Annotated in this window: 18 protein-coding genes and 2 tRNA genes; 14 read left to right on the forward strand and 6 right to left on the reverse strand. The window is 37.4% G+C overall.

Annotation, left to right across the window (positions count from 1 at the left end; genetic code table 11):
• The 8 genes from U9Q18_06915 to feoB all read left to right on the forward strand — a co-directional run.
• A partial coding sequence (locus U9Q18_06915) for a hypothetical protein (GenBank protein MEA3314090.1) occupies positions 1-372 on the forward strand: 372 nt, incomplete at its 5' end.
• Between the two features lie 32 nt (positions 373-404).
• Positions 405-2,198, forward strand: a complete 1,794-nt coding sequence (locus U9Q18_06920; protein MEA3314091.1) for an aldehyde ferredoxin oxidoreductase family protein — start codon at positions 405-407, stop codon at positions 2,196-2,198.
• Positions 2,199-2,209: 11 nt separating this feature from the next.
• Positions 2,210-3,247 carry a homoserine dehydrogenase gene (locus tag U9Q18_06925; protein MEA3314092.1) on the forward strand — a complete coding sequence of 346 codons (1,038 nt, stop codon included), beginning with the start codon at positions 2,210-2,212 and terminating at the stop codon, positions 3,245-3,247.
• A 255-nt stretch (positions 3,248-3,502) separates the two neighbouring features.
• Positions 3,503-4,573, forward strand: coding sequence for a DUF1611 domain-containing protein (locus U9Q18_06930; GenBank protein MEA3314093.1), 1,071 nt, complete (start codon positions 3,503-3,505; stop codon positions 4,571-4,573).
• Between the two features lie 321 nt (positions 4,574-4,894).
• A complete protein-coding gene (locus U9Q18_06935) occupies positions 4,895-5,128 on the forward strand; it encodes a FeoC-like transcriptional regulator (GenBank protein MEA3314094.1) in 234 nt (77 codons plus the stop codon).
• Complete coding sequence (locus tag U9Q18_06940) at positions 5,113-5,832, forward strand: metal-dependent transcriptional regulator (GenBank protein ID MEA3314095.1); 720 nt, start codon at positions 5,113-5,115, stop codon at positions 5,830-5,832. Before U9Q18_06935 ends, U9Q18_06940 begins: the two co-directional genes overlap by 16 nt.
• On the forward strand, positions 5,829-6,056 hold the full coding sequence (locus U9Q18_06945; GenBank protein MEA3314096.1) for a FeoA family protein: 228 nt from the start codon (positions 5,829-5,831) through the stop codon (positions 6,054-6,056). The genes U9Q18_06940 and U9Q18_06945 overlap by 4 nt, the downstream gene beginning before the upstream one ends.
• 27 nt (positions 6,057-6,083) lie before the next feature.
• Positions 6,084-8,117, forward strand: coding sequence for a ferrous iron transport protein B (gene feoB, locus U9Q18_06950; protein ID MEA3314097.1), 2,034 nt, complete (start codon positions 6,084-6,086; stop codon positions 8,115-8,117).
• Positions 8,118-8,834: 717 nt separating this feature from the next.
• On the opposite strand, the gene U9Q18_06955 is transcribed toward feoB, so the two are convergent.
• From U9Q18_06955 to U9Q18_06975, 5 genes are all read right to left on the reverse strand, one after another.
• Positions 8,835-9,191: a heterodisulfide reductase subunit A-like protein gene (locus U9Q18_06955; GenBank protein MEA3314098.1), complete on the reverse strand. Its 357-nt coding sequence runs from the start codon at positions 9,189-9,191 to the stop codon at positions 8,835-8,837.
• The gene (locus tag U9Q18_06960; protein ID MEA3314099.1) at positions 9,184-9,402 is read right to left on the reverse strand and encodes a 4Fe-4S binding protein; all 219 of its coding nucleotides are present in this window, start codon (positions 9,400-9,402) and stop codon (positions 9,184-9,186) included. Before U9Q18_06960 ends, U9Q18_06955 begins: the two co-directional genes overlap by 8 nt.
• A gap of 113 nt (positions 9,403-9,515) precedes the next feature.
• Positions 9,516-10,625, reverse strand: a complete 1,110-nt coding sequence (arsB, locus tag U9Q18_06965) for an ACR3 family arsenite efflux transporter (GenBank protein ID MEA3314100.1) — start codon at positions 10,623-10,625, stop codon at positions 9,516-9,518.
• Positions 10,626-10,826: 201 nt separating this feature from the next.
• Positions 10,827-10,916 (reverse strand) — tRNA-Leu (locus U9Q18_06970).
• Positions 10,917-10,965: 49 nt separating this feature from the next.
• Positions 10,966-11,595: a glycerol-3-phosphate acyltransferase gene (locus U9Q18_06975; GenBank protein MEA3314101.1), complete on the reverse strand. Its 630-nt coding sequence runs from the start codon at positions 11,593-11,595 to the stop codon at positions 10,966-10,968.
• 77 nt (positions 11,596-11,672) lie between these two features.
• On the opposite strand from U9Q18_06975, the gene U9Q18_06980 reads away from it, so the two are divergent.
• The 5 genes from U9Q18_06980 to U9Q18_07000 all read left to right on the forward strand — a co-directional run bounded on the left by U9Q18_06980 (position 11,673) and on the right by U9Q18_07000 (position 17,070).
• The gene (locus tag U9Q18_06980; GenBank protein ID MEA3314102.1) at positions 11,673-12,233 is read left to right on the forward strand and encodes a sigma-70 family RNA polymerase sigma factor; all 561 of its coding nucleotides are present in this window, start codon (positions 11,673-11,675) and stop codon (positions 12,231-12,233) included.
• Positions 12,233-12,865 carry a hypothetical protein gene (locus tag U9Q18_06985; protein ID MEA3314103.1) on the forward strand — a complete coding sequence of 211 codons (633 nt, stop codon included), beginning with the start codon at positions 12,233-12,235 and terminating at the stop codon, positions 12,863-12,865. Before U9Q18_06980 ends, U9Q18_06985 begins: the two co-directional genes overlap by 1 nt.
• Positions 12,866-12,943: 78 nt before the next feature.
• Positions 12,944-14,269 carry a phosphoglucosamine mutase gene (glmM, locus tag U9Q18_06990; GenBank protein ID MEA3314104.1) on the forward strand — a complete coding sequence of 442 codons (1,326 nt, stop codon included), beginning with the start codon at positions 12,944-12,946 and terminating at the stop codon, positions 14,267-14,269.
• On the forward strand, positions 14,269-16,092 hold the full coding sequence (gene glmS, locus U9Q18_06995) for a glutamine--fructose-6-phosphate transaminase (isomerizing) (GenBank protein ID MEA3314105.1): 1,824 nt from the start codon (positions 14,269-14,271) through the stop codon (positions 16,090-16,092). Before glmM ends, glmS begins: the two co-directional genes overlap by 1 nt.
• A 132-nt stretch (positions 16,093-16,224) precedes the next feature.
• Positions 16,225-17,070 carry a DegV family protein gene (locus U9Q18_07000; GenBank protein MEA3314106.1) on the forward strand — a complete coding sequence of 282 codons (846 nt, stop codon included), beginning with the start codon at positions 16,225-16,227 and terminating at the stop codon, positions 17,068-17,070.
• Between the two features lie 46 nt (positions 17,071-17,116).
• On the opposite strand, the gene U9Q18_07005 is transcribed toward U9Q18_07000, so the two are convergent.
• Positions 17,117-18,598: a glutamine synthetase family protein gene (locus U9Q18_07005; protein MEA3314107.1), complete on the reverse strand. Its 1,482-nt coding sequence runs from the start codon at positions 18,596-18,598 to the stop codon at positions 17,117-17,119.
• Between the two features lie 172 nt (positions 18,599-18,770).
• Here U9Q18_07005 and U9Q18_07010 point away from each other — a divergent pair.
• Positions 18,771-18,845: transfer RNA gene (locus U9Q18_07010), tRNA-Arg, on the forward strand.
• Positions 18,846-19,552 lie beyond the last annotated feature (707 nt).

Below are 19,552 nucleotides of genomic sequence, written 5' to 3' on the forward strand. Positions count from 1 at the left end.
ATAGAAACCGGGGCAATTGCACGGAAAGCTTTTGGTTTTGAAGATAGCGTGCGATTTGAGCACCATATATTGGAATCTTACAAGCATATTGTAAAACAGCCATATGACAGGAGAAATGAGCTGATAGAGTTAGCTGCAAAGGTAAAAAACATCAGCGCAAAACATGAAGGCGGTGAAATAAGAGTGGAAGAAATAAGAGAACATCCTTCTGATATTCTGGATTATTTCCTTCCAAAAGATGAAATTGATCCGGTCACGATGAGCTTTCTTCAGGAGAATTACATGGATAAGCACCAGGCTATAAACAATACAGCGAAGGCATTGACGGAAAACGGTCTGAGTTTTGTTGCCGCAAAGAATTTACACAGGTAAGCGGGATTTAAAATAAAAAAAAAGGGGGGGTAATGTTATTTGGAAGGTTGCTACAAGTTGACTTATCTAACAAAAGCTTTAATGAGATAAGGATAGAGGAAGATGTTATAAAAAAATTTCTTGGGGCAAAAGGGCTTGGAGCGTATCTTCTGTATACAATGCTACAGCCACACACAGATCCATTATCTCCTGCCAATCTTTTAATGTTTCTTAACGGTCCTCTTACAGGGACTCCATTTCCTACATCTGGCAGAACTACAGTAGTTACCAAATCACCGCTTACAGGACTTTTTTTAGATTGTCACGCTGGAGGTTTTTTTGGACCAGAGCTAAAAAGGGCGGGTTTTGATGGCATTATATTAAAAGGCCGCAGTGAAAAACCGGTGTATCTATGGATAAACGACGACAATGTAGAATTTAGAGATGCAGAGGAAATGTGGGGATTAACTGTCAGCGAAACAATCGATGAGATAAGAGGGGAAACGGATAACAAAACCCATATTGCTTCAATTGGTCCAGCAGGAGAAAATTTAGTCAAGATTGCATCAATTGCAATAGACAAAGACAGTGATCCCTGGAGGGCAGGCATAGCGGCAAGAGGGGGTCCGGGCGCAGTTATGGGCAGCAAGAATTTAAAAGCGATAGCCGTAAAGGGCTCCAGGAAAATTGATGTTTATGATGAAGATAAATTTAAAGAGATTTCTGCCGAGATGACAAAAAGGATTACAGAGAATACATTTGTTCACACAAGAAGAGTATTAGGGACATCATACTGGATAGACCCGATGAATCGGATGGGCATTCTGCCAACTCGTAATTTCCAAGCGGGATACATAGAGAACGGATACGGCATATCAGGTTCAAATTTGAGGTATTATGTGAAACGTGATGTAAGCTGTTATAATTGCCCGATTATATGCGGAAAGGTTGTTGAAATTGATGAAAAGGCAGTAAAAGTTGAGTATGAAGATATTGCCCTGCTTGGCAGCGATAATGGAATAAAAGATATTCTAGATGTTTCAAAAGCACTTATTCTTTGTAATGAACTTGGGTTAGACGCTATCTCTACCGGCGGGATTGTTGCATTCGGAATGGAGTGTAAAGGAAAAGGCATACTGGCTGATGCTCCTAAATTTGGTGATGCTGAAGGGCAGCGAAAGCTGATAAAGGATATTGCGTATAGAAACGGGATAGGAGATCTCCTTGCCGATGGGACAAGGAAAGCCGCTGAAAAGATCGGGCAGAACAGCGAAAAGTTTGCTATTCATGTAAAAGGAATGGAACTTCCCGGCTATGAACCGAGAAGCTCATGGGGAATGGCAATTGCCTATGCAACTTCTGATAGAGGTGGATGTCATCAAAGGGCATGGACAGTGCGCCCGGAAATTGACGGAATCTTAAAAAGATTTTCGATCCAGGGAGTTGCACAGTTTGTAAAAGATGTACAGGATGAAAGAGCCGCTGCATTTTCAATTATTTTATGTGATTTTGCTCCCCTTGGCGTCGAAGATTGTTTGGCGGGTTTAAAGTACAGCATAGGAATTGACCTTACTGAGGAAGAATACATAGAGATAGGTGAGAGAATCTGGAATTTGACAAGATTATTTAATATAAGAGAAGCCGATGTCTCAAGAAAAGACGACACACTACCTCCGCGAATGTTTGAAGAATCTTTACCGATGCCTCCTAATGGAGAGAAAAGAATTTCTTTGTTAAGAGATGCTTTTGATACAATGCTTACGGAGTATTATTTTATCAGGGGGTGGAATGAGAATGGCATACCAACTCAGGAAAAACTCGACGAATTAGGATTAAACAAAATTTAGAGGTGAGAAAAATGAAGTGCAAAATAGGCATCATAGGATTGGGAAATGTAGGGTTGGGGTTAGTGAGGATATTACACAATAAGCGAAAAGAACTAAAGGGAAAGTATGGATTTAATTTTGAGATTACCGCAATTTCAGATCTCGTAAAAGGGTCTGTATATGATGAAAGTGGTTTGGATTTAGCAACTGTTTTAGACCTTATTGGGAAGGAAGGAAATTTGAAAAACTATCCTTCTGGAATAAGAAATTTAAATAGTATGAGGACGATCAGGAAAACTAACACAAATCTTATCGTTGAAGCTACACTAACAAACACAAGAACAGGAGAACCGGGATTAACACACATAAAAACAGCTCTCTCTAACAAAAAAAATGTGGTTACAACAAATAAAGGGCCAATTGCTCTTCATTATCAGGAGCTAAAAAAATTGGCTGATGAAAATGAAGTGTATTTGAGATTTGAGGGGACTGTTTTAAGTGGAACTCCTGCGCTGAACTTAGTTTTAGAATCTTTAGCAGGGTGCGATGTTTCAAGAATCCAGGGTATAGTAAACGGGACCACCAATTTTATACTAACAAAAATGGAAGAAGGAAAGAGATATGAAGTCGCATTAGTTGAAGCGCAAAAATTGGGATATGCTGAAACGGATCCTACTGCTGATGTTGAAGGATGGGATGCAGCAGTAAAAACTGTTATAATGGCTGATGTTGTTATGGGAGAAAATATAAACGTGCGGGACGTTGAGAGAGTAGGAATAACTGGTATAACACTTAGCGATGTTAAAAAAGCGAAAGAAAACAATCGCAGGATAAAGCTCATCGCTGAAGTTGAAAAAAAGAATTACATTGTAAACGCAAAAGTATTACCAAGAGAAGTGCCCCTCACGCACCCTCTTGCAAATGTTATGGGAGCAATAAATGCTCTTACATTTACAACAGATCACCTGGGAGATGTTACCATAATAGGGCCCGGGGCAGGAAGGATAGAAACAGGACAAGCGTTGTTAACTGACATCCTTGCACTTAATAGGATACTTCATAAATATTAGATATAAAGAGCGGCACACATCATACTATTAATTAAATACGACGAGTACCGCTCTTAAAAGGTACTGCCTTGTTTTGTTATTATTTTAATAATTTTTGAATAATTTTTAATAAGAGATTTTATTCTTATTCACTTTAATTTGCTTGAGTGTTTTTCATATGCGTGAATAGATTTTGACAAATTTCTTATTTCTGTTATTCTCAAATGTAGTATTTTTTATCAGCATATGCCCATAACGACAAGAGAGGAGGTATTTATGGATAAAAACGCAATTATTTTTTGCGAGGGATTTTTCGGAGAGCTTGACGGAAAAACAGCAAACGGCCTTGTGAGATACTCTGGCACATACAAAATAGTAGGAGTGATAGACAGCACAAAAGAAGGTGCGGATGCAGGAGAATACCTTGACGGCAAGAAAAATGGAATCCTGATTTATAAAAGCATTGAAGACGCAATATCAAAGATAAAAGAACCTGTTAATTATTTTATCTATGGCATTGCTCCTGGTAATGCGAGACTTCCAAAAGAGCACCGAGGAATTATTTTAGATGCTATAAGACACCATTTGAATATTGTAAGCGGATTGATGGATTTCTTTACCGAAGATAGAGCTATGATGAAAGAGGCCAGGGCTTACGGTGTAAAAATCTTTGATATCAGAAAGCCACCAACAAAGAGAAAAATGCATCTTTTTACCGGGAAAATTTTTGATGTAAAAACCCCAATAGTTGCTGTTTTAGGGACGGATACGGCTATTGGGAAAAGGACTACTGCGATTTATTTGAAAGAGGAACTGAAAGCAAGAGGAATAAACGCTGTTTTTATTACGACAGGGCAAACAGGTATTGTTCAGGGAGCAAAGTATGGTAGAGCATTGGATGCGATACCGGGGGAGTTTATAATAGGAGAAGTAGAGCATGCCGTCGTCCAGGCTTATGAAAATGAACACCCGGATATTATATTAGTTGAGGGGCAAAGTTCTCTTTCTCATCCTGCCTTTCTCAGTTCTTTTGCAATTTTAAAAGGAGCTTGTCCTAAGGCAATTATTCTGCAGCATGCGCCGAAAAGGAAAGTATACTGTGATTATCCATTTTTGTCTATCCCGGATCTTCAAAAAGAAATTAATCTCATTAAAAAGCTTTCTAAAGCAGGCGTTATAGCTATTACGCTGAACCACGAAAAGATGACAGACGAAGAGATGGATAGGGCAGTGAAAAACTATGAAGCAAAGTACCAGTTGCCTACTGCAGATGTTTTAAAACACGGAGGAGATAAAATTATAAAAGCAATTGTGGATACATTTCCCTCACTATCTGCTAAATTGTAAAATCTAAGTTTTTTCTTGTTATAAATTAAGAAAGGATTTCGCAGCCTCCCGTGTAGGGAGGCTGCTTCTTATAAAGTATCTCACTAATTTTACATCCTACAATTTTTTAAAGTCAAGAAAATTTTTTAAAGCAGAAAGTAAAAACTCTACCGGAATTAAGCAGGAGAGTTCAAATGTAGAAAAGTAAATCTTATCCTCTTTTATGTTTTATCAATTTGTACAAATTTAATTAATATTCCATTCAGGCACTTGACAGGATAAATATTCCTCATATAATTAGCCAAGACTAACATTATTAGGTTATCCTAACAGGAGGAAGAAATGTACGAGGTAATACTTGCTTTGGCAAAAAGAGAAGGAGTTATAAGTTTGAAAAAACTTGTGAGAAAAGCAGGAATTTCAAGAAATGAGACAATAAAGGCTTTAAATTTCTGGTCTTCTAAGGGAAAACTCTCCTATGTTTCTGAATTAAAATTTAATTCTAATTCTTGCGTATCCTGTATTCTTAGAAATACTTGTAAATTTAAGGAGGTGAAAAAATGGAATACGCATTAAGTGAAAGTCTTGAGGATTATCTCCTGGGGATTTTTGTTGTTAGTAAACAAAATAAAGTAGTAAGGTTAAAAGACATTGCAAAGGAGAGGCAAGTAAAGCTTCCCTCTGTTGTAAATGCTTTGAAAGAATTGTCAGAAAAAGGATTAATCTCTCATGAGAAGTATAGCTATGTAACTTTCACGGATAAAGGATTAAACGAAGCAAAAAAACTCTATGACAGACATAAGACAGTTTTTAAATTCCTACATCAAATACTTGGAGTTAACGAAATAATTGCAGAAAAAGATGCGCACAAAATGGAGCATGATTTAACATCGAGTACACTTGGTCTTCTAACAAAATTTACAGAATTTATGGAAATGTCCTCAAAAATGGGTGAATCTCGTTTCCCTGAACAGTTTAAGTATTTCATGGAAACCGGGAAATTCCCAGAGATTAAGTATAAAGAAGGAGAAGTTATGAAAAAGATAAAAGAAAAACCTTTAAGCGAATTAAAGAAGGGGGAAGGTGGAAAAATTGTGAGGATCAAAAGCGGTATAGGATCCTTAAAGAGCAGACTTCTTGATATGGGAGCAGTTCCTGGAACTGTTGTGAGGATCAAAAAGGTTGCTCCACTTGGAGACCCGATTGATATTTTAATTCTTGGTTACCATCTTTCTTTAAGGAAGGAAGAAGCAGAAAAGATCATTGTGCAGGAGATATGATGCCTTTACTTTTTGGAAAGTCAGGCGAAGAATTTGAAGTAACAACAATTCAAGGAGGAAGAGGTTTTTTAAAGAAACTTATGGAAATGGGAATATATCCCGGGATAAAGGTAAGAATTATTTTAAACGTTGGGAATGGACCTATAATTATAGGCCTTCACGACACAAGGATTGCTCTGGGAAAAGGAATGGCAGCAAAAATAATTGTAAGGAAATTACATTAAAAATTTCAAATTTGAAAGGAGAGTTTTATGACAAATGCATTAATTGCAAAAGGTAAAACTATAAATGTTGCTTTGGCCGGTAACCCAAATGCAGGGAAATCCACTATCTTTAATGCGTTGACTGGTGGTCGTGCTCATGTAGGAAACTGGCCAGGCGTAACGGTTGAAAAAAAAGAAGGAAGATTTAAATACAAGGAGTATGAATTCCTTGTGACAGATCTACCTGGAACTTACAGTTTAACTGCCTATTCAATTGATGAGAGAATTGCAAGAGACTATGTGATAAAAGAAAAGCTGGATGTCGTTGTTTCTGTAACCGACTCCACAAATCTTGAAAGAAATCTCTACTTGCTTGTCTCTTTTCTTGAACTTGGTGTAAATTCTGTTCTTGACTTGAATATGGCAGATATTCTTGAACAGAGAAAAGTCAGAGTGAACACTAAAAAAATGGAAGAATTGCTTGAGATACCTGTGGTAATGACCTCTGCGACAAAAAAAGCTGGGCTTAATGAACTCAAAGAAATGATAATCAGATCTAGAAACAGAAAAATACAACCACTAAGAATTGATTACGGGAAAGAGATTGAAGGAGCAATAAAAAGAGTTAAAGAGTCCCTTTCGGGTATAAATTCTCCTTATCCAACAAGATTTCTCTCCATAAAACTTCTTGAAGGAGATATAGAAATAATTAAAGAAGTTAGAGAACTTGGATATGAAAGGTCTGTAGAGGTTGCAATGCACGAAGGATCGAGACTTGAAATAGGATTTGGTTATGATCTTGAAACAGAAATAATCGAGAGAAGATATGGGTTTATAGAGAGCATTATTCGTCAATGTGTAAGGAGAGTTCCTACAATTGAAGAAAAGCTTACAGTTTCAGATAAAATAGACGGAATTGTTACGAACAAATGGTTAGGTATTCCAATTTTTGCATTTTTATTATGGGCTACATTCCAATTAACTTTTACTGTTGGAGGAATTTTTGCTGATTTTATAGATACTTTTTTTGGGTGGCTAGCTGAATCTTCAGCAATTTGGCTTGCATCAATTGATGCGCCTGGATGGTTATCTTCGCTTGTTGGCGACGGTATTATAAGTGGAGTTGGTGCTGTTTTCGTTTTTTTGCCAACTATTCTAATTCTTTTTGCTTTTCTATCTTTTCTTGAAGATGTTGGTTATATGTCACGAGCAGCATTTGTTATGGATAAGGCAATGCATGCAATTGGTCTTCCTGGGAAATCTTTTATTCCTATGATTCTTGGTTTTGGTTGTAATGTTCCTGCAATTATGTCAGCGAGAACAATCTCCTCTGAGAAAGACAGGCTTTTAACAATCTTAATAAATCCTTTTATATCTTGCTCTGCGAGATTGCCTGTTTATGTGATGTTTACTGGTATTTTCTTTAAGACAAATCAAGGAATCGTAGTATTTTCATTATATATACTTGGAATAGTTGTTGCAGTGTTCTCTGCTAAATTATTTAAGTCAACAATACCAAAACTTAAAGGTCCTGTTTCTCCTCTTGTAATGGAACTTCCGCCTTATAGAATCCCAACGTTAAAGGGAGTGTCGATCCATACCTGGGAAAGAGGCAGGGAATTTCTTAAAAAAGCAGGAACTATAATTTTTGCTGGCGTTATTTTAATATGGTTACTTGCAAGTTTTCCTATGTCTTCTGAATATGCAAGTGAAACAACCTTAATTGGTTTTGTCGGAAAATTTTTTGCTCCCCTTTTTAGACCTGCAGGATTTCCATTCTGGCAAGCAGCAGTTGCTCTACTCTTTGGGATAATTGCAAAGGAAATAGTTGTTGGAACATTTGGAACACTTTTTGGTGGAGAAGGAGCTCTCTCTGCTTCTCTTCTAAAATACTTTACACCACTTTCAGCATATTCATTTATGGTGATGAGCCTTCTTTATATTCCATGTATTGCTGCAATCGGTGTAATCTACAGAGAAACGAACAGTTGGAAGTGGACTACTTTTATCACTGTGTACTCGCTTGTTATAGGATGGGTGGTGGCGACTGCTGTGTATCAGTTGGGTTCACTCTTTATTTAATTTTTTGTAGAAAATATTAGACATGCCCAATATTACGGAAGGGGTGTAAAAAAAGTGATCTCATCTTTTATCCTTACAGAATCGCAGTGGAATACATCTCCCGAACTAAGTATACCAGAAAACAGTGATAAACACTCTATTGCTACGAACTTATGCTGTTTCTTGGCAGTTTTTTTAAATTACATCTTTATAGGACAATGGGTAAAAATAAGTTTGGCTTAAATAAAGGGTTTCTTTAATATTTGTTTTATAGTCATAATTAAAGAAACCCGCATTCCTTCGTACCATACCCAATAAAAGCTGTTAAACGCAGGATTATTTAATAGCGTTTTTATGCGTTTTAAGCGTTATAAAAATGATTTTCAATAGTTTATTCCTTTTTCTTCAAAATCGTTAAATTTGAGAGGCTTATGAGTGCCTCAAAAGATATGCTATAAATGTAGTGTTTATCAGCTGTTCTTACACACTAGAGAAATTAAAAAGCGACCTTAAAATATAAGTTTTCCCATATCATAAATGAAAAAAACTTTCTTGAGGTAAACCCCGCTTTTTATTTGATTGTTTTCTTTTTTCGGACACTGTACAATTTTTTAAAGTCAAATGAATTTAAAAAAGTTTAGCATGCCGTAGAATAAATTTGGAGATAATTTGTAGAGAAGATTAAATAAAAAAGATTGGGGGTATTTTCTCCCCCAATCTTAAATTGCTCTGTGTTAATTAATTTTGTCCAACCAGTTTTTTTATTGCATCCACTGCCTGTTCCGTTGTCATATTCCTGATATCTACCGGAAAGTGATGATTAACATCAAAACCGGCTTCTTTAAATGCATCCTTAAACATCTTTTGCTGCATACGTGAATCACATCCTGCCACAAATAATTTATCGATTTCTTTGTTTGCCATAAGAATTTTAAGAAATTCATCTCCATCATCAGCACAAAGTTGTGGATGGATAGCTACAAAATCGACAAGATTTTCTCTTCTTATTGTGTTTAATACCTCAAAAATGTCCATTTCATGAAAGGACGGACAAGTACCCTGACAAACACAAAGCAAAAGTCCTTTTTTAGCCATTTTTTACCCCCTTATCTCCAAAATATGTTATTGCATCGTTTTCGCAGGCTCCCTTTTGGCAACCCCGGCAAAACTCTACACATGCATCAGGATTGGCCACTAAAGGTTTGCCATTTTCTTCCTTTAGTACTCCGTGTGGGCAAGACTTTACACAGGCAAGACAACCTGTACACTTGCCATAATCTATTATTGGATACCAATTTTTAGCCATTTTAATCCTCCTTGACCCGAAGAATAGTTTACATTAATTACTTTTACAGAGAGTTAATGATTGCCCCAGCCGTCCCACCAACAATGACAAATATTTCTCATTGTTTACTCCTTTCAACTTTTAATTTCTTGTACACATTCTGGTAAGTGACATTCTTCAAATAAACGACACGTTCTTTTACAAATAAAAACAAGTGTGAGCATTAACGGTACCTCAATGAGAACGCCAACTACAGTTGCCAGTGTAGCGCCTGCCGATAAGCCAAAGAGCATTGTTGCAGTTGCAATTGCTACCTCAAAATGATTTGAAGCTCCGATCATTGCAACAGGAGCAGCATCGTGATATGAGAGATTAAACAATCTTGCTAAAACAAAATATCCTAAACTGAAAATAAGTATTGTTTGAATAAAAAGAGGAATAGCAATCCAGAGGATTGTAAGAGGATTTTCGATTATAATTTTACCCTTAAAAGAGAATAAAAGTATCAATGTGAGAAGGAGTGCAACTATACTAACAGGTGTAAGCCAGTGTAAAAATTTTGTATTAAACCATTCTATTCCCTTCGATTTTATGATATATTTTCGGGAATAATATCCGGCGACTAATGGCAAAGCCACATATATTAGCACAGAAAATAAAATTGTCTTCCATGGGACAGGCATTGCATTTACACCAAGTAAAAATCGTCCAATGGGGGCATAAAGTACAAGCATAGTAAGCGAATTTATAGCAACCATTACCAGAGTGAGTCCGTCATTACCTTTTGCAAGGTAGCTCCACATTAGTACCATAGCCGTGCAGGGCGCGATACCCAATAAAATTGTACCGGAAATATAACTTCGCCATAGCTCAACTTCCTGCCCCGTTTTAATTATTTCTGTTCCAGGCAAGAATCCCTTAAATAAGAAGCCCAAAAAGAATGAAGCAATCAAATACATGGTAAATGGCTTGATTGCCCAATTGATGAACAAAGTTAAAAAAACAGGTTTGGGAGTTTTTGTAGCTTTTATCACCTCTTTGAAATCTATTTTTACCATAATCGGATACATCATAAAAAATAAGCAGATAGCAATGGGTATTGAAACATTGTATATTGAAAAAGAATCCAGCTTGATTGCAATTTCAGGAGCTGCTTTTCCCAACAAGATACCTATGCCAATACAGCCTAAAACCCATAATGTTAAGTATTTTTTAAAGATGGATAATTTTCTTGTAGCTTTCATTTGCTGCATCCTCCATTAGAGTAAAACTTTGTTAATCTCAATTAAAATTAAGTTATTCATCTTGCAAATGATTATAAAAACTATATAAAAAATATCAACAATACGAAATGCTTACTGTTCTTAATTAAATATTGCTATTTTTAATTTTTTGAATGCGCTTTTAAAGAGCATGTGTTGATATAAAAGTATTGTATATACAAGTGGTGCCGAAGGAGGGAGTTGAACCCTCACGGGGCTCTGAACCCCTGCGGATTTTGAGTCCGCCGCGTCTGCCAATTCCGCCACTTCGGCTTTCCGATTCATTATAAATAATAACGGTAGTAGGTCAAGTTGATGACGATTAACTATGATGAAAATATTTTTTTACATATTTTTCATATGCAATAGGCCATTCTCTTTTGGTAGATTTCAGCCCAAGAATTTCCATAAAAATAACGAAAATTATTACTGATATTACAAGGGTAGTGTCGTGCGTCATAAACCACAAAACTAAAGGGAAAAATGGTACTGCGACAAAAAGGCTTACCACCTGTGAGTGGGTGATTATAAGTATTATCGACCATGGAATTGCAACAAGAACGAGTAGCAGCACAGTTCTTGCTTGCACTACAAGAGGAAGAATAAAAAGAAATACACCAAGCGTTGCAGCAGCCCCCTTCCCTCCCTTAAATTGCAAAAATGGTGAAAATACATGGCCGAATACAGCAGCAAGACCAAAATATATGAGCAGCGTTGGCGAGAAATGGTATAACCTGTAGATAAAATAAAGCGCAAAGTATCCTTTTGCCATATCTCCCAGCAGTGCTACCGTTCCTGCTCGCCAGCTGACCAGATGAAATATATTCCCTGCACCGGGATTTTTGCTTCCATATTTTCTAATATCTATATGCTTTGTAACTTTCCCTACGATGTATGGCCAAGGAATTGCTCCCATTAAAAATGCTATTAAAATAGAAATTATATATTTCATGCTTTTATTATATTTTTGTTATTAAGCTATGCAAGTTTTACTATGTGTTTTTAGCGAGATATTCTATACTATAATAAATGGATGAAGAAGAAATTATAGAGCGATTAAAGAAGAACGATGTTTACGCGCAGGAGTATGTTATAAGAAAATATAAAAACTTTCTTTTTAATTCTGTATTTCATGTTGCGCAAAGATCTGAAGTTGCTCAAGATGTGGTGGAAGATACTTTTATCAAGTGTTTTAAGAAGATAAACCAGTTTGATGGCAGGGCATCTCTTTCTACGTGGCTTTACCGCATTGGGATGAACACGCTCAAAAATATGCTTGAAAGCGAAGGAGCACGGAGCAGGCTGAAAGATAGGTTAAAATGGAAAAAAGCTGTAGATTATTCTGAGGAGCAATTCAAGGGAAACGATAAAAAAAAGCAGATTATCTGGGAGGGAATGAAGCACATTACTGCAATTGAAAGGGAGGCTATTACACTTGTGGATATTCAAGGGCTTAATTATGAAGACGCAAGCGAACTTTTAGCAGTTCCAGTGGGGACTGTTAAGTCTCGCTTATTCAGAGCAAGGGAGCATTTAAGAAAAGAAATTTTAAAACGGAACTTTTTTGAGAGGGAGCTGTCTAAAGAGTGATGAAAGAAAAAATTTCGAAATACATTAATGGAGAAGGAAACAAAGAGGAGATAAAAAAACTTCTTGGAAAAGATAAAGAAGCGCGAGAATATTATGAACAGCTCAGCGAGATGAAAGCCATGCTTTCCGATATGAAGGTAAACGCTTTACCAGGCATTGAGGAAAATGTTCTTAAAAAAGTGCACAGAAAACGCTTCCGGGTTCCCTATCGGGCGATTTCTTTTGCTGCAATACTTCTTGTTTTGTTTCTGTTTTTGAAAGTTCCAGGTTTAAAATATGATTATCAGCTTGGATCTCCTGAAATAGACAACAATATACGAACAACGGCACCGGCAGAGGATGAGCTCCCTTATGAATCTGGTCCGGGGAAAGGATTTCAAGGAGAGTTTATTTTGTCTCATGCGGGGTTTGAGATAATGGTGGAAGAAAGTGAAAAAACAGATGTAATTGCGCTTTTGGCTCAGTATGGCAAGCTGAAAAGTGGCGAGGAGAATCTCTTTGTTTACACAATAGATAGCGAAACACTGCCTGTTGTTCTGGAAAAATTGGAGAAATCGTACAAAATAAGCAATATAAACATACCAGAAAAGGAAGGGACAATTACACTCACTGTAAAGATAAATTCTCCATAGCTCTATCTTTTTTACTGCCCAGGTCGTTAGTTATTTGCAAACTTGATTTATTTTATTCAGCAAGTACAATGTTTTGATATGAGAAAAATATTTGGAACTGATGGCGTACGTGGTATTGCAAATAAGGAATTAACAGCAGAATTAGCGCTTAACCTTGGACGAGCGGCTGGTTTTATCTTTAAGAATGGTGCATCTTTTCTTGTGGGTGAAGACACGCGCGTTTCATCTCCTATGTTGAGGAATGCAGTATCAGCAGGCATTGCTAGCATAGGGGTGGATGTGGTCCAGGCGGGGATTGTGCCAACTCCTGCTGTGTCTTTATTTACTCGTTTGATGCACTTTTCTTCAGGTATTGTAGTTTCTGCATCTCACAATCCAGTGGAATACAACGGCATAAAACTTTTTGATATTGATGGATGCAAGCTGAAAGACGAATTGGAAGAAAAAATAGAACAGATTCTGAAAGATAATTTTAAGGGGTACGATATGCCCCATGGTGATGCTTTAGGTAGAATAACAGTAGACGAAACATTTAAGGACAAATATATCAGCCATCTTTACAAAAGATTTCCGCTTGACCTAAACGGAGTTAAAATTGTGGTAGACAGTGCTTTTGGTGCAACGTACTATACAACGCCTGTCATGCTTAAAGCATGCGGTGGAGAAGTAATCCCCTACAATAACGAACCGGACGGAAAAAAAATTAATGTGAATTGCGGTTCCACTACTCCTTCTTTTATTTCTTCTGTTACAGTAAAAATTGGTGCGGATATTGGGATTGCTCATGATGGTGATGGTGACAGGGTAATTTTTTCTGATGAAAATGGCACAATTGTTGACGGCGATGAAACAATGCTAATTATAAGTAGGCACTTAAAAAGTAAAGGGTTTCTTGTAAATGATACGGTAGTAGGCACCGTTATGAGCAATATTGGCATTGAAAAGGCGTTTAAAGAAAGTGGAATTCGTTTTGTTAGAGCACCTGTGGGTGATAGATATGTATTGGAAGAGATGAACAAGCAAGGAGCAATTGTTGGCGGTGAACAGTCCGGCCACATTATATTCATTAAAGAGAATCATACTGGAGACGGGTTGGTCACGGCTCTTGTTCTATTATCAGTAATGAAAGAAACAGGCAAACCACTCAGTGAATTGCGTAGAGGCATTGTCCATTTTCCGCAAATTCTTGTGAATATGGACGTAAAGAGCAAAAAAATTATACAGAAAGAAAGCGTGAAACAATTTATACAAAAAGAGCAATTGTGCATTGAGGGAAGAGGCAGAATTTTGGTACGGCCTTCAGGAACAGAGCCTTTAATCCGCATTATGGTTGAGGGTGAGAGTGAATCAGAAATTAAAGAAATTGCTGATAGAATAAGATTGTTTATTGAGGAGGAAAAATAATGTGTGGAATAGTAGGATATATAGGCGATAAAGAAGTACTGCCTATTTTAATAGATGGATTGAAACGCCTTGAATACAGAGGTTACGATTCAGCAGGCGTTGCAATACTGGGTGAAGATCTGAAAGTGGTGAAAACTCAAGGGAGGATAAAAGCACTTGAAGAGCGTCTCAAAGATGAAGATTTAAAGGGCAATCTCGGGATAGGGCACACTCGCTGGGCGACGCACGGCGCACCAAATGATGTTAATGCGCATCCTCACTACAGTGAAAGTAAAAATATTGTAGTAGTCCACAACGGCATTATTGAAAACTATCTCGAGCTTAAAAAAATGCTTATTAAAGAAGGGCATGATTTTCGTTCGGAAACCGATACAGAGGTTATTGCGTATCTGATTGAGGAATTTTATGAAGGAGACCTTCTTGGAGCTGTAAAGAAAGCATATGAAATGTTGGAAGGTTCTTATGCAATTGCTGTAATGGCCAAAAACCAGAAAGATTATTTTGTTGTTGTAAGAAAGGACAGTCCTTTAATTGTTGGTCTGGGGAAAGGTGAAAATTTTATTGCATCTGATATACCTGCTATTTTAACATACACAAGAGAAATTATTATCCTTGAAAATGGCGATATCGTGAAGATTACAAAGAACGACGTTAGTGTATGGGATGCTAATGGCAATAGCGTTAAAAGGCCTGTTCAGCAGGTTCAGTGGGACGTTGAAGATGCAAAAAAGGGCGGCTTCAAACATTTTATGTTGAAGGAAATTTTCGATGAGCCGAATGTAATTAAAGAAGCAATGCGCGGAAGAGTAAGGAACGGTTCTTTTGAAATACCCGAACTTGAACAAATATCAGTAGATTATCTAAAAAATATTCGCCAAATTTTCTTTGTTGCCTGTGGCACGGCATACCATGCAGGTGTTGTTGGCAAATACCTCGCTGAAAAATATTTAAAATTGCCCGGGCAAGTTGAAGTTGCATCTGAGTTTAGATACAGGGATCCCATGATAGACGAAAAAACGCTCCTCTTCGTAATTAGCCAATCAGGGGAAACGACTGATACGCTTGCGGCATTGCGGCTTGGAAAAGAAAAAGGAGCAAAGACGATTGGCATTGTAAATGTTGTAGGAAGCTCTGTCGCAAGAGAAGTTGACAATGTTGTTTATGTGCACGCAGGCCCGGAAATTGCAGTAGCTTCAACAAAGGCATATGTAGCCCAGGTTGAAGTGGTAGCGCTTGTTCTGCTTTATTTTACAAAAAAACTCGGGCTTCTTCTGAAGGAAAATGAAAAAGCTTTGGTGGATGAATTTTTTGTTCTCCCGGGAAAAGCTCAGGCAATCCTTGATAGAAGCAATGAAATTGCAGAGTTTGCATCTACTACAAAAACGATCGAAGAAACATTTTATATAGGGCGGAACCTTGATTATGCGCTTTCTCTTGAAGGCGCACTGAAATTAAAAGAAATTTCGTATGTTCACGCGGAAGGATACCCTGCCGGCGAATTAAAGCATGGCCCGCTTGCGTTAGTTACTCCGCAATCCCTTGTCATTGCTATCGATACGTATGCGCCTCTTCGCAAAAAAACACTGAGCAATATAAAAGAGGTAAAAGCAAGGAAGGGAAGAGTGCTTGCTATTGCAACAGAAGGATATAATGAGATAGAAGAAGTTGCAGATAAAACGTTTTATGTCCCACAAACAATCGATGATCTTTCTCCTGTTATATCTGTTATCCCCCTCCAACTTATAGCGTATTATATAGCAGAATCCAGAGGTTTAGATATTGACAAGCCGCGCAATTTGGCTAAATCCGTAACTGTTGAATAATTTATATGCTGTGGGGCAGATGAAAACAATTTTGCCAAAGGGCATTGACAGGAAAATTTACTAAGATATAATTAAAACTGACTGAACGGTCAGTTGTAAGAAGTAAAAAAATTAGTAAAAGGGGAGGGGCTAATGAATGAAAAAATAGCTATAGTCACTGACAGCACTTGTGATTTAACAAGTGATTTATTAAAAGGTAAAGATATTCATGTTGTTCCGCTGAAAGTTGTCTATGCTGACAGGGTTTATCACGATAGAATTGATATTACCCCGCAAGAAGTGTATGATAGATTAAGTGAGGAGATTCCAACTACTTCTGTTCCGTCTCCTCAAGAATTTAAAGAAAAACTATTAGAGTTAAGAGAGAAAAAATACACTCATGTGCTTGCAATTCATATTTCCACTGGGTTAAGCGGGACATGTAACGCAATGAGACTGATGAGCAAAGAAATTGAAGGATTAAATGTGGAAGTTATAGATTCAAAATCGCTTTCAATGGGGCTGGGCAGATTAGTACTTTATGCGCATGAATTAGTGGAAAAAGGCTTGGGGTTTGATGAAATAGTGCAGAAAACAAGGGATAAAGTTAATTATATAAAAGCGTTTTTTGTTGTAGCCACATTAAAATATTTGACTAAGGGTGGACGTATTGGTAAAGTAGAAGGCACAATAGGTGGATTGCTAAAAATAAAGCCAATAATTTCTATTAATGAGAATGGAGTGTATTATACATATGAGAAAACACGCGGCAGGAAAAAATCTTTAGAAAAGCTGGCTCAAGTTGGTATGGAAAAGATTAAAGAAGGAAGATATACAGTGGATGTGATGCATGCTGCCGCTAAAGATGAAGCAAAAGAATTGTATGACGAATTCAGCAAAAATAAGAAGGTAGAAGAAACGTCTTTCGGAGAAATCGGGCCTGTTTTGGGTGTTCATACTGGGCCTGGCCTGGTAGGCGTTGTAATAATGAAAATCTAAAACTACGCACTACGTCACACTGGTGCCAGGCACCAGTGTGACGTAATTATGAACAATGTAGGTATTTGCTGATTAGTTTTTGAAGTTCTTTTTTATTGCCGTACAATTTTTTGCTCAAATTTTTGTCTTCGTAGTTTTTAAGCGTTTTTGCTATGCCGTCAATTATATTTTCAGGAAAAACTCCGTCTTTTTCATAAATCTTACGGTCTTTTAACAGGTTTTCAGCGGATTCCCAGCAGGAGTTAGGCAGGCGAGGCATTTTCTTTACAGGTGCATTTCCTTTATTTGAAGATGTTCCGATGTAAAGTTTGTTGGCAAGTTTTAACGCATCTTTCATTTCTAGCCCATGTCGTGCAGCTACCGATAATCCTGCCAGCAGCAGGTAAATATTAGCCGAGCCGTCAGGACAGCGGAATTCTACAGTTTGTTTGCTTCCATATTCCTTGAGTTTGCTTTTTTCCAGAGGGTTTGCATCTTCAGCCATATTTTTGACATTGAGCCATCCCAGAGGAACTCTTACCAATGCGGAACGGTTTCTTTCACCCCAGCAAATGTTTGTTGGCGCTTCCTGGCCAGGGATGAGTCTCAGGTAAGAGGTAGGGACAGTATTGCCGAATGCAGTCAAAGAGGGAGATAGTGTTAAATATCCGGCAATAGCTTTCCGTGCCGTATCACTTAGATGATTTTTGTTTATCATCATATTTTTACCTCTTGATGTCAGCCTTGTGTGGATATGAAGTCCACTACCTGCGTGTTCCAATGATATCTTTGGTGCAAAGCTGATTGTTACCCCGTGTTTGTACCCTATTACTCTTAACATCCATCGGGCAATAGTAATGTGATCAGCAGCGTCTTCCATTGGCACAGGGAGGAATTCAATTTCATGCTGCTCCATTGAAAACTCTTTATTATAGATGTTACCTACTTCGGAATGGCCGTACTTTATTTTCCCGCCTGCTTGAGTGATGGCTTGCATTGCTTCGTAACGTATTTTTTCCCATTTAATAAACGGATAGGATTCTTGATATCCTTTCTGATTGGAAGAAGGATAAAGGGGATCATTATCGTATATGACATAGTATTCTAACTCTCCCATTGCTTCAAAAGTCAAACCTGTACTATCTTTCAATACCTGATGCGCTTTTCTGATGATGTTTTCAGGGGAACTTGCCAGACGAACTCCATTTCCTCGATAGTATGAGCAAAGTATATCTATCGCAGGGATGGAAGAGAATGGATCTATAAAAGCGGTTTTATAGCGGGGTATAATATAGAGGTCGCTTGAGGTCGTGTCGATATAAGAGAATAAGCTGGATCCGTCTACTCTTTCTCCTCTTGATAACAATTGGTCCAGTTGAGCTTTACTTGTAACTACAAAATTGAGTGTCTTTAACCTTCCATTCCCCCCTACATAACGGAAGTTTATCATCTCAATGTTATTTTCTTCAATAAATTTGATCAGGTCTTTTTTGGTAAATTCTTCTTTTGGTTTCCCTATGTACTGAGCTATTTTGTCAGGATTTATCATATAAATTCCTCCTTTTAATGTTACTAAACTCTGGAAATTTGAATTTTTATTCATATGTTTATTTTATCCGTTTCGTATTGTAATTGCAAGTTTTCATGTGCTGATACTTGATGGTAAAGGTTTGCGGCTTGTATTTTCACTGCATTAACCTATAATTTGATGGATGTAATGTGCGCCTGTGGCCCAATGGATAAGGCAACGGCCTCCGGAGCCGTAGATAGGGGTTCAACTCCCCTCGGGCGTACCAGAATAAAACAGCTAATAATTCTTTGTTGTTAACGCTACTACTGTCTCTGCATTCTTTTGTTCCTATTCTGTCATTTTGACGAACCTTTAGTCTCGAATTTATTTCGGGATCATTTCAGCATCTTCGCTTTACCAACAAAACATTGCTTCAAGAAAACAATAGAAATATTACTATGGGACTGCTTCATCATTATATTCCTCGCAGAGACAAAGAATAAGTCTTTGCACTTTTTCTTGTCATTGAGAAGGGCAGTTTTTTGCCCTGTGGCAATCTCCTCCTTAGCAACAAACAATTGTTTTATAAAAACAAAAAAAAGAAGATTTACCTTGAGATCGCCACGTCACTTCTCTTCGTTACGTTCCTCGCGATGACGAAAGTGAGCGTCATTGTTTTTTCTCTGTCATTCCGTTCTTGTCTCGGAATGACATCCTCAAACTAAGAGACCCCTTCGCAAAAAACGCTCAAGGGTGACAAAAAAAGAAAACCATTTTATTATTACTTGACAATAAATATTTATTTTGTCTTGACAATAAAATTGACAAATACCACGAGAAACTTTATTCATTAAAAATGGTTAAAATGGTGCCTCGTATGATATAGAAGGAGGAGAATTATATAAAAAATGAGGAAAGAAAATTAAGTGAAGAGAATAGAAGAAAGTGATACACTGTACTTAGAGGAGTTTGAGGATTGGTTAGATCGGCTGG

This window comes from Caldisericota bacterium (assembly GCA_034717215.1).
Lineage (GTDB): Bacteria > Caldisericota > Caldisericia > Caldisericales > Caldisericaceae > UBA646.

Bases quoted from the DNA above. Each gene is read 5' to 3' on its own strand.
- U9Q18_06920 (MEA3314091.1), top strand. From the start codon at position 405: ATGTTATTTGGAAGGTTGCTACAAGTTGACTTATCTAACAAAAGCTTT.
- U9Q18_06925 (MEA3314092.1), top strand. From the start codon at position 2,210: ATGAAGTGCAAAATAGGCATCATAGGATTGGGAAATGTAGGGTTGGGG.
- U9Q18_06930 (MEA3314093.1), top strand. From the start codon at position 3,503: ATGGATAAAAACGCAATTATTTTTTGCGAGGGATTTTTCGGAGAGCTT.
- U9Q18_06935 (MEA3314094.1), top strand. From the start codon at position 4,895: ATGTACGAGGTAATACTTGCTTTGGCAAAAAGAGAAGGAGTTATAAGT.
- U9Q18_06940 (MEA3314095.1), top strand. From the start codon at position 5,113: ATGGAATACGCATTAAGTGAAAGTCTTGAGGATTATCTCCTGGGGATT.
- U9Q18_06945 (MEA3314096.1), top strand. From the start codon at position 5,829: ATGATGCCTTTACTTTTTGGAAAGTCAGGCGAAGAATTTGAAGTAACA.
- feoB (MEA3314097.1), top strand. From the start codon at position 6,084: ATGACAAATGCATTAATTGCAAAAGGTAAAACTATAAATGTTGCTTTG.
- U9Q18_06955 (MEA3314098.1), bottom strand. From the start codon at position 9,191: ATGGCTAAAAAAGGACTTTTGCTTTGTGTTTGTCAGGGTACTTGTCCG.
- U9Q18_06960 (MEA3314099.1), bottom strand. From the start codon at position 9,402: ATGGCTAAAAATTGGTATCCAATAATAGATTATGGCAAGTGTACAGGT.
- arsB (MEA3314100.1), bottom strand. From the start codon at position 10,625: ATGAAAGCTACAAGAAAATTATCCATCTTTAAAAAATACTTAACATTA.
- U9Q18_06975 (MEA3314101.1), bottom strand. From the start codon at position 11,595: ATGAAATATATAATTTCTATTTTAATAGCATTTTTAATGGGAGCAATT.
- U9Q18_06980 (MEA3314102.1), top strand. From the start codon at position 11,673: ATGGATGAAGAAGAAATTATAGAGCGATTAAAGAAGAACGATGTTTAC.
- U9Q18_06985 (MEA3314103.1), top strand. From the start codon at position 12,233: ATGAAAGAAAAAATTTCGAAATACATTAATGGAGAAGGAAACAAAGAG.
- glmM (MEA3314104.1), top strand. From the start codon at position 12,944: ATGAGAAAAATATTTGGAACTGATGGCGTACGTGGTATTGCAAATAAG.
- glmS (MEA3314105.1), top strand. From the start codon at position 14,269: ATGTGTGGAATAGTAGGATATATAGGCGATAAAGAAGTACTGCCTATT.
- U9Q18_07000 (MEA3314106.1), top strand. From the start codon at position 16,225: ATGAATGAAAAAATAGCTATAGTCACTGACAGCACTTGTGATTTAACA.
- U9Q18_07005 (MEA3314107.1), bottom strand. From the start codon at position 18,598: ATGATAAATCCTGACAAAATAGCTCAGTACATAGGGAAACCAAAAGAA.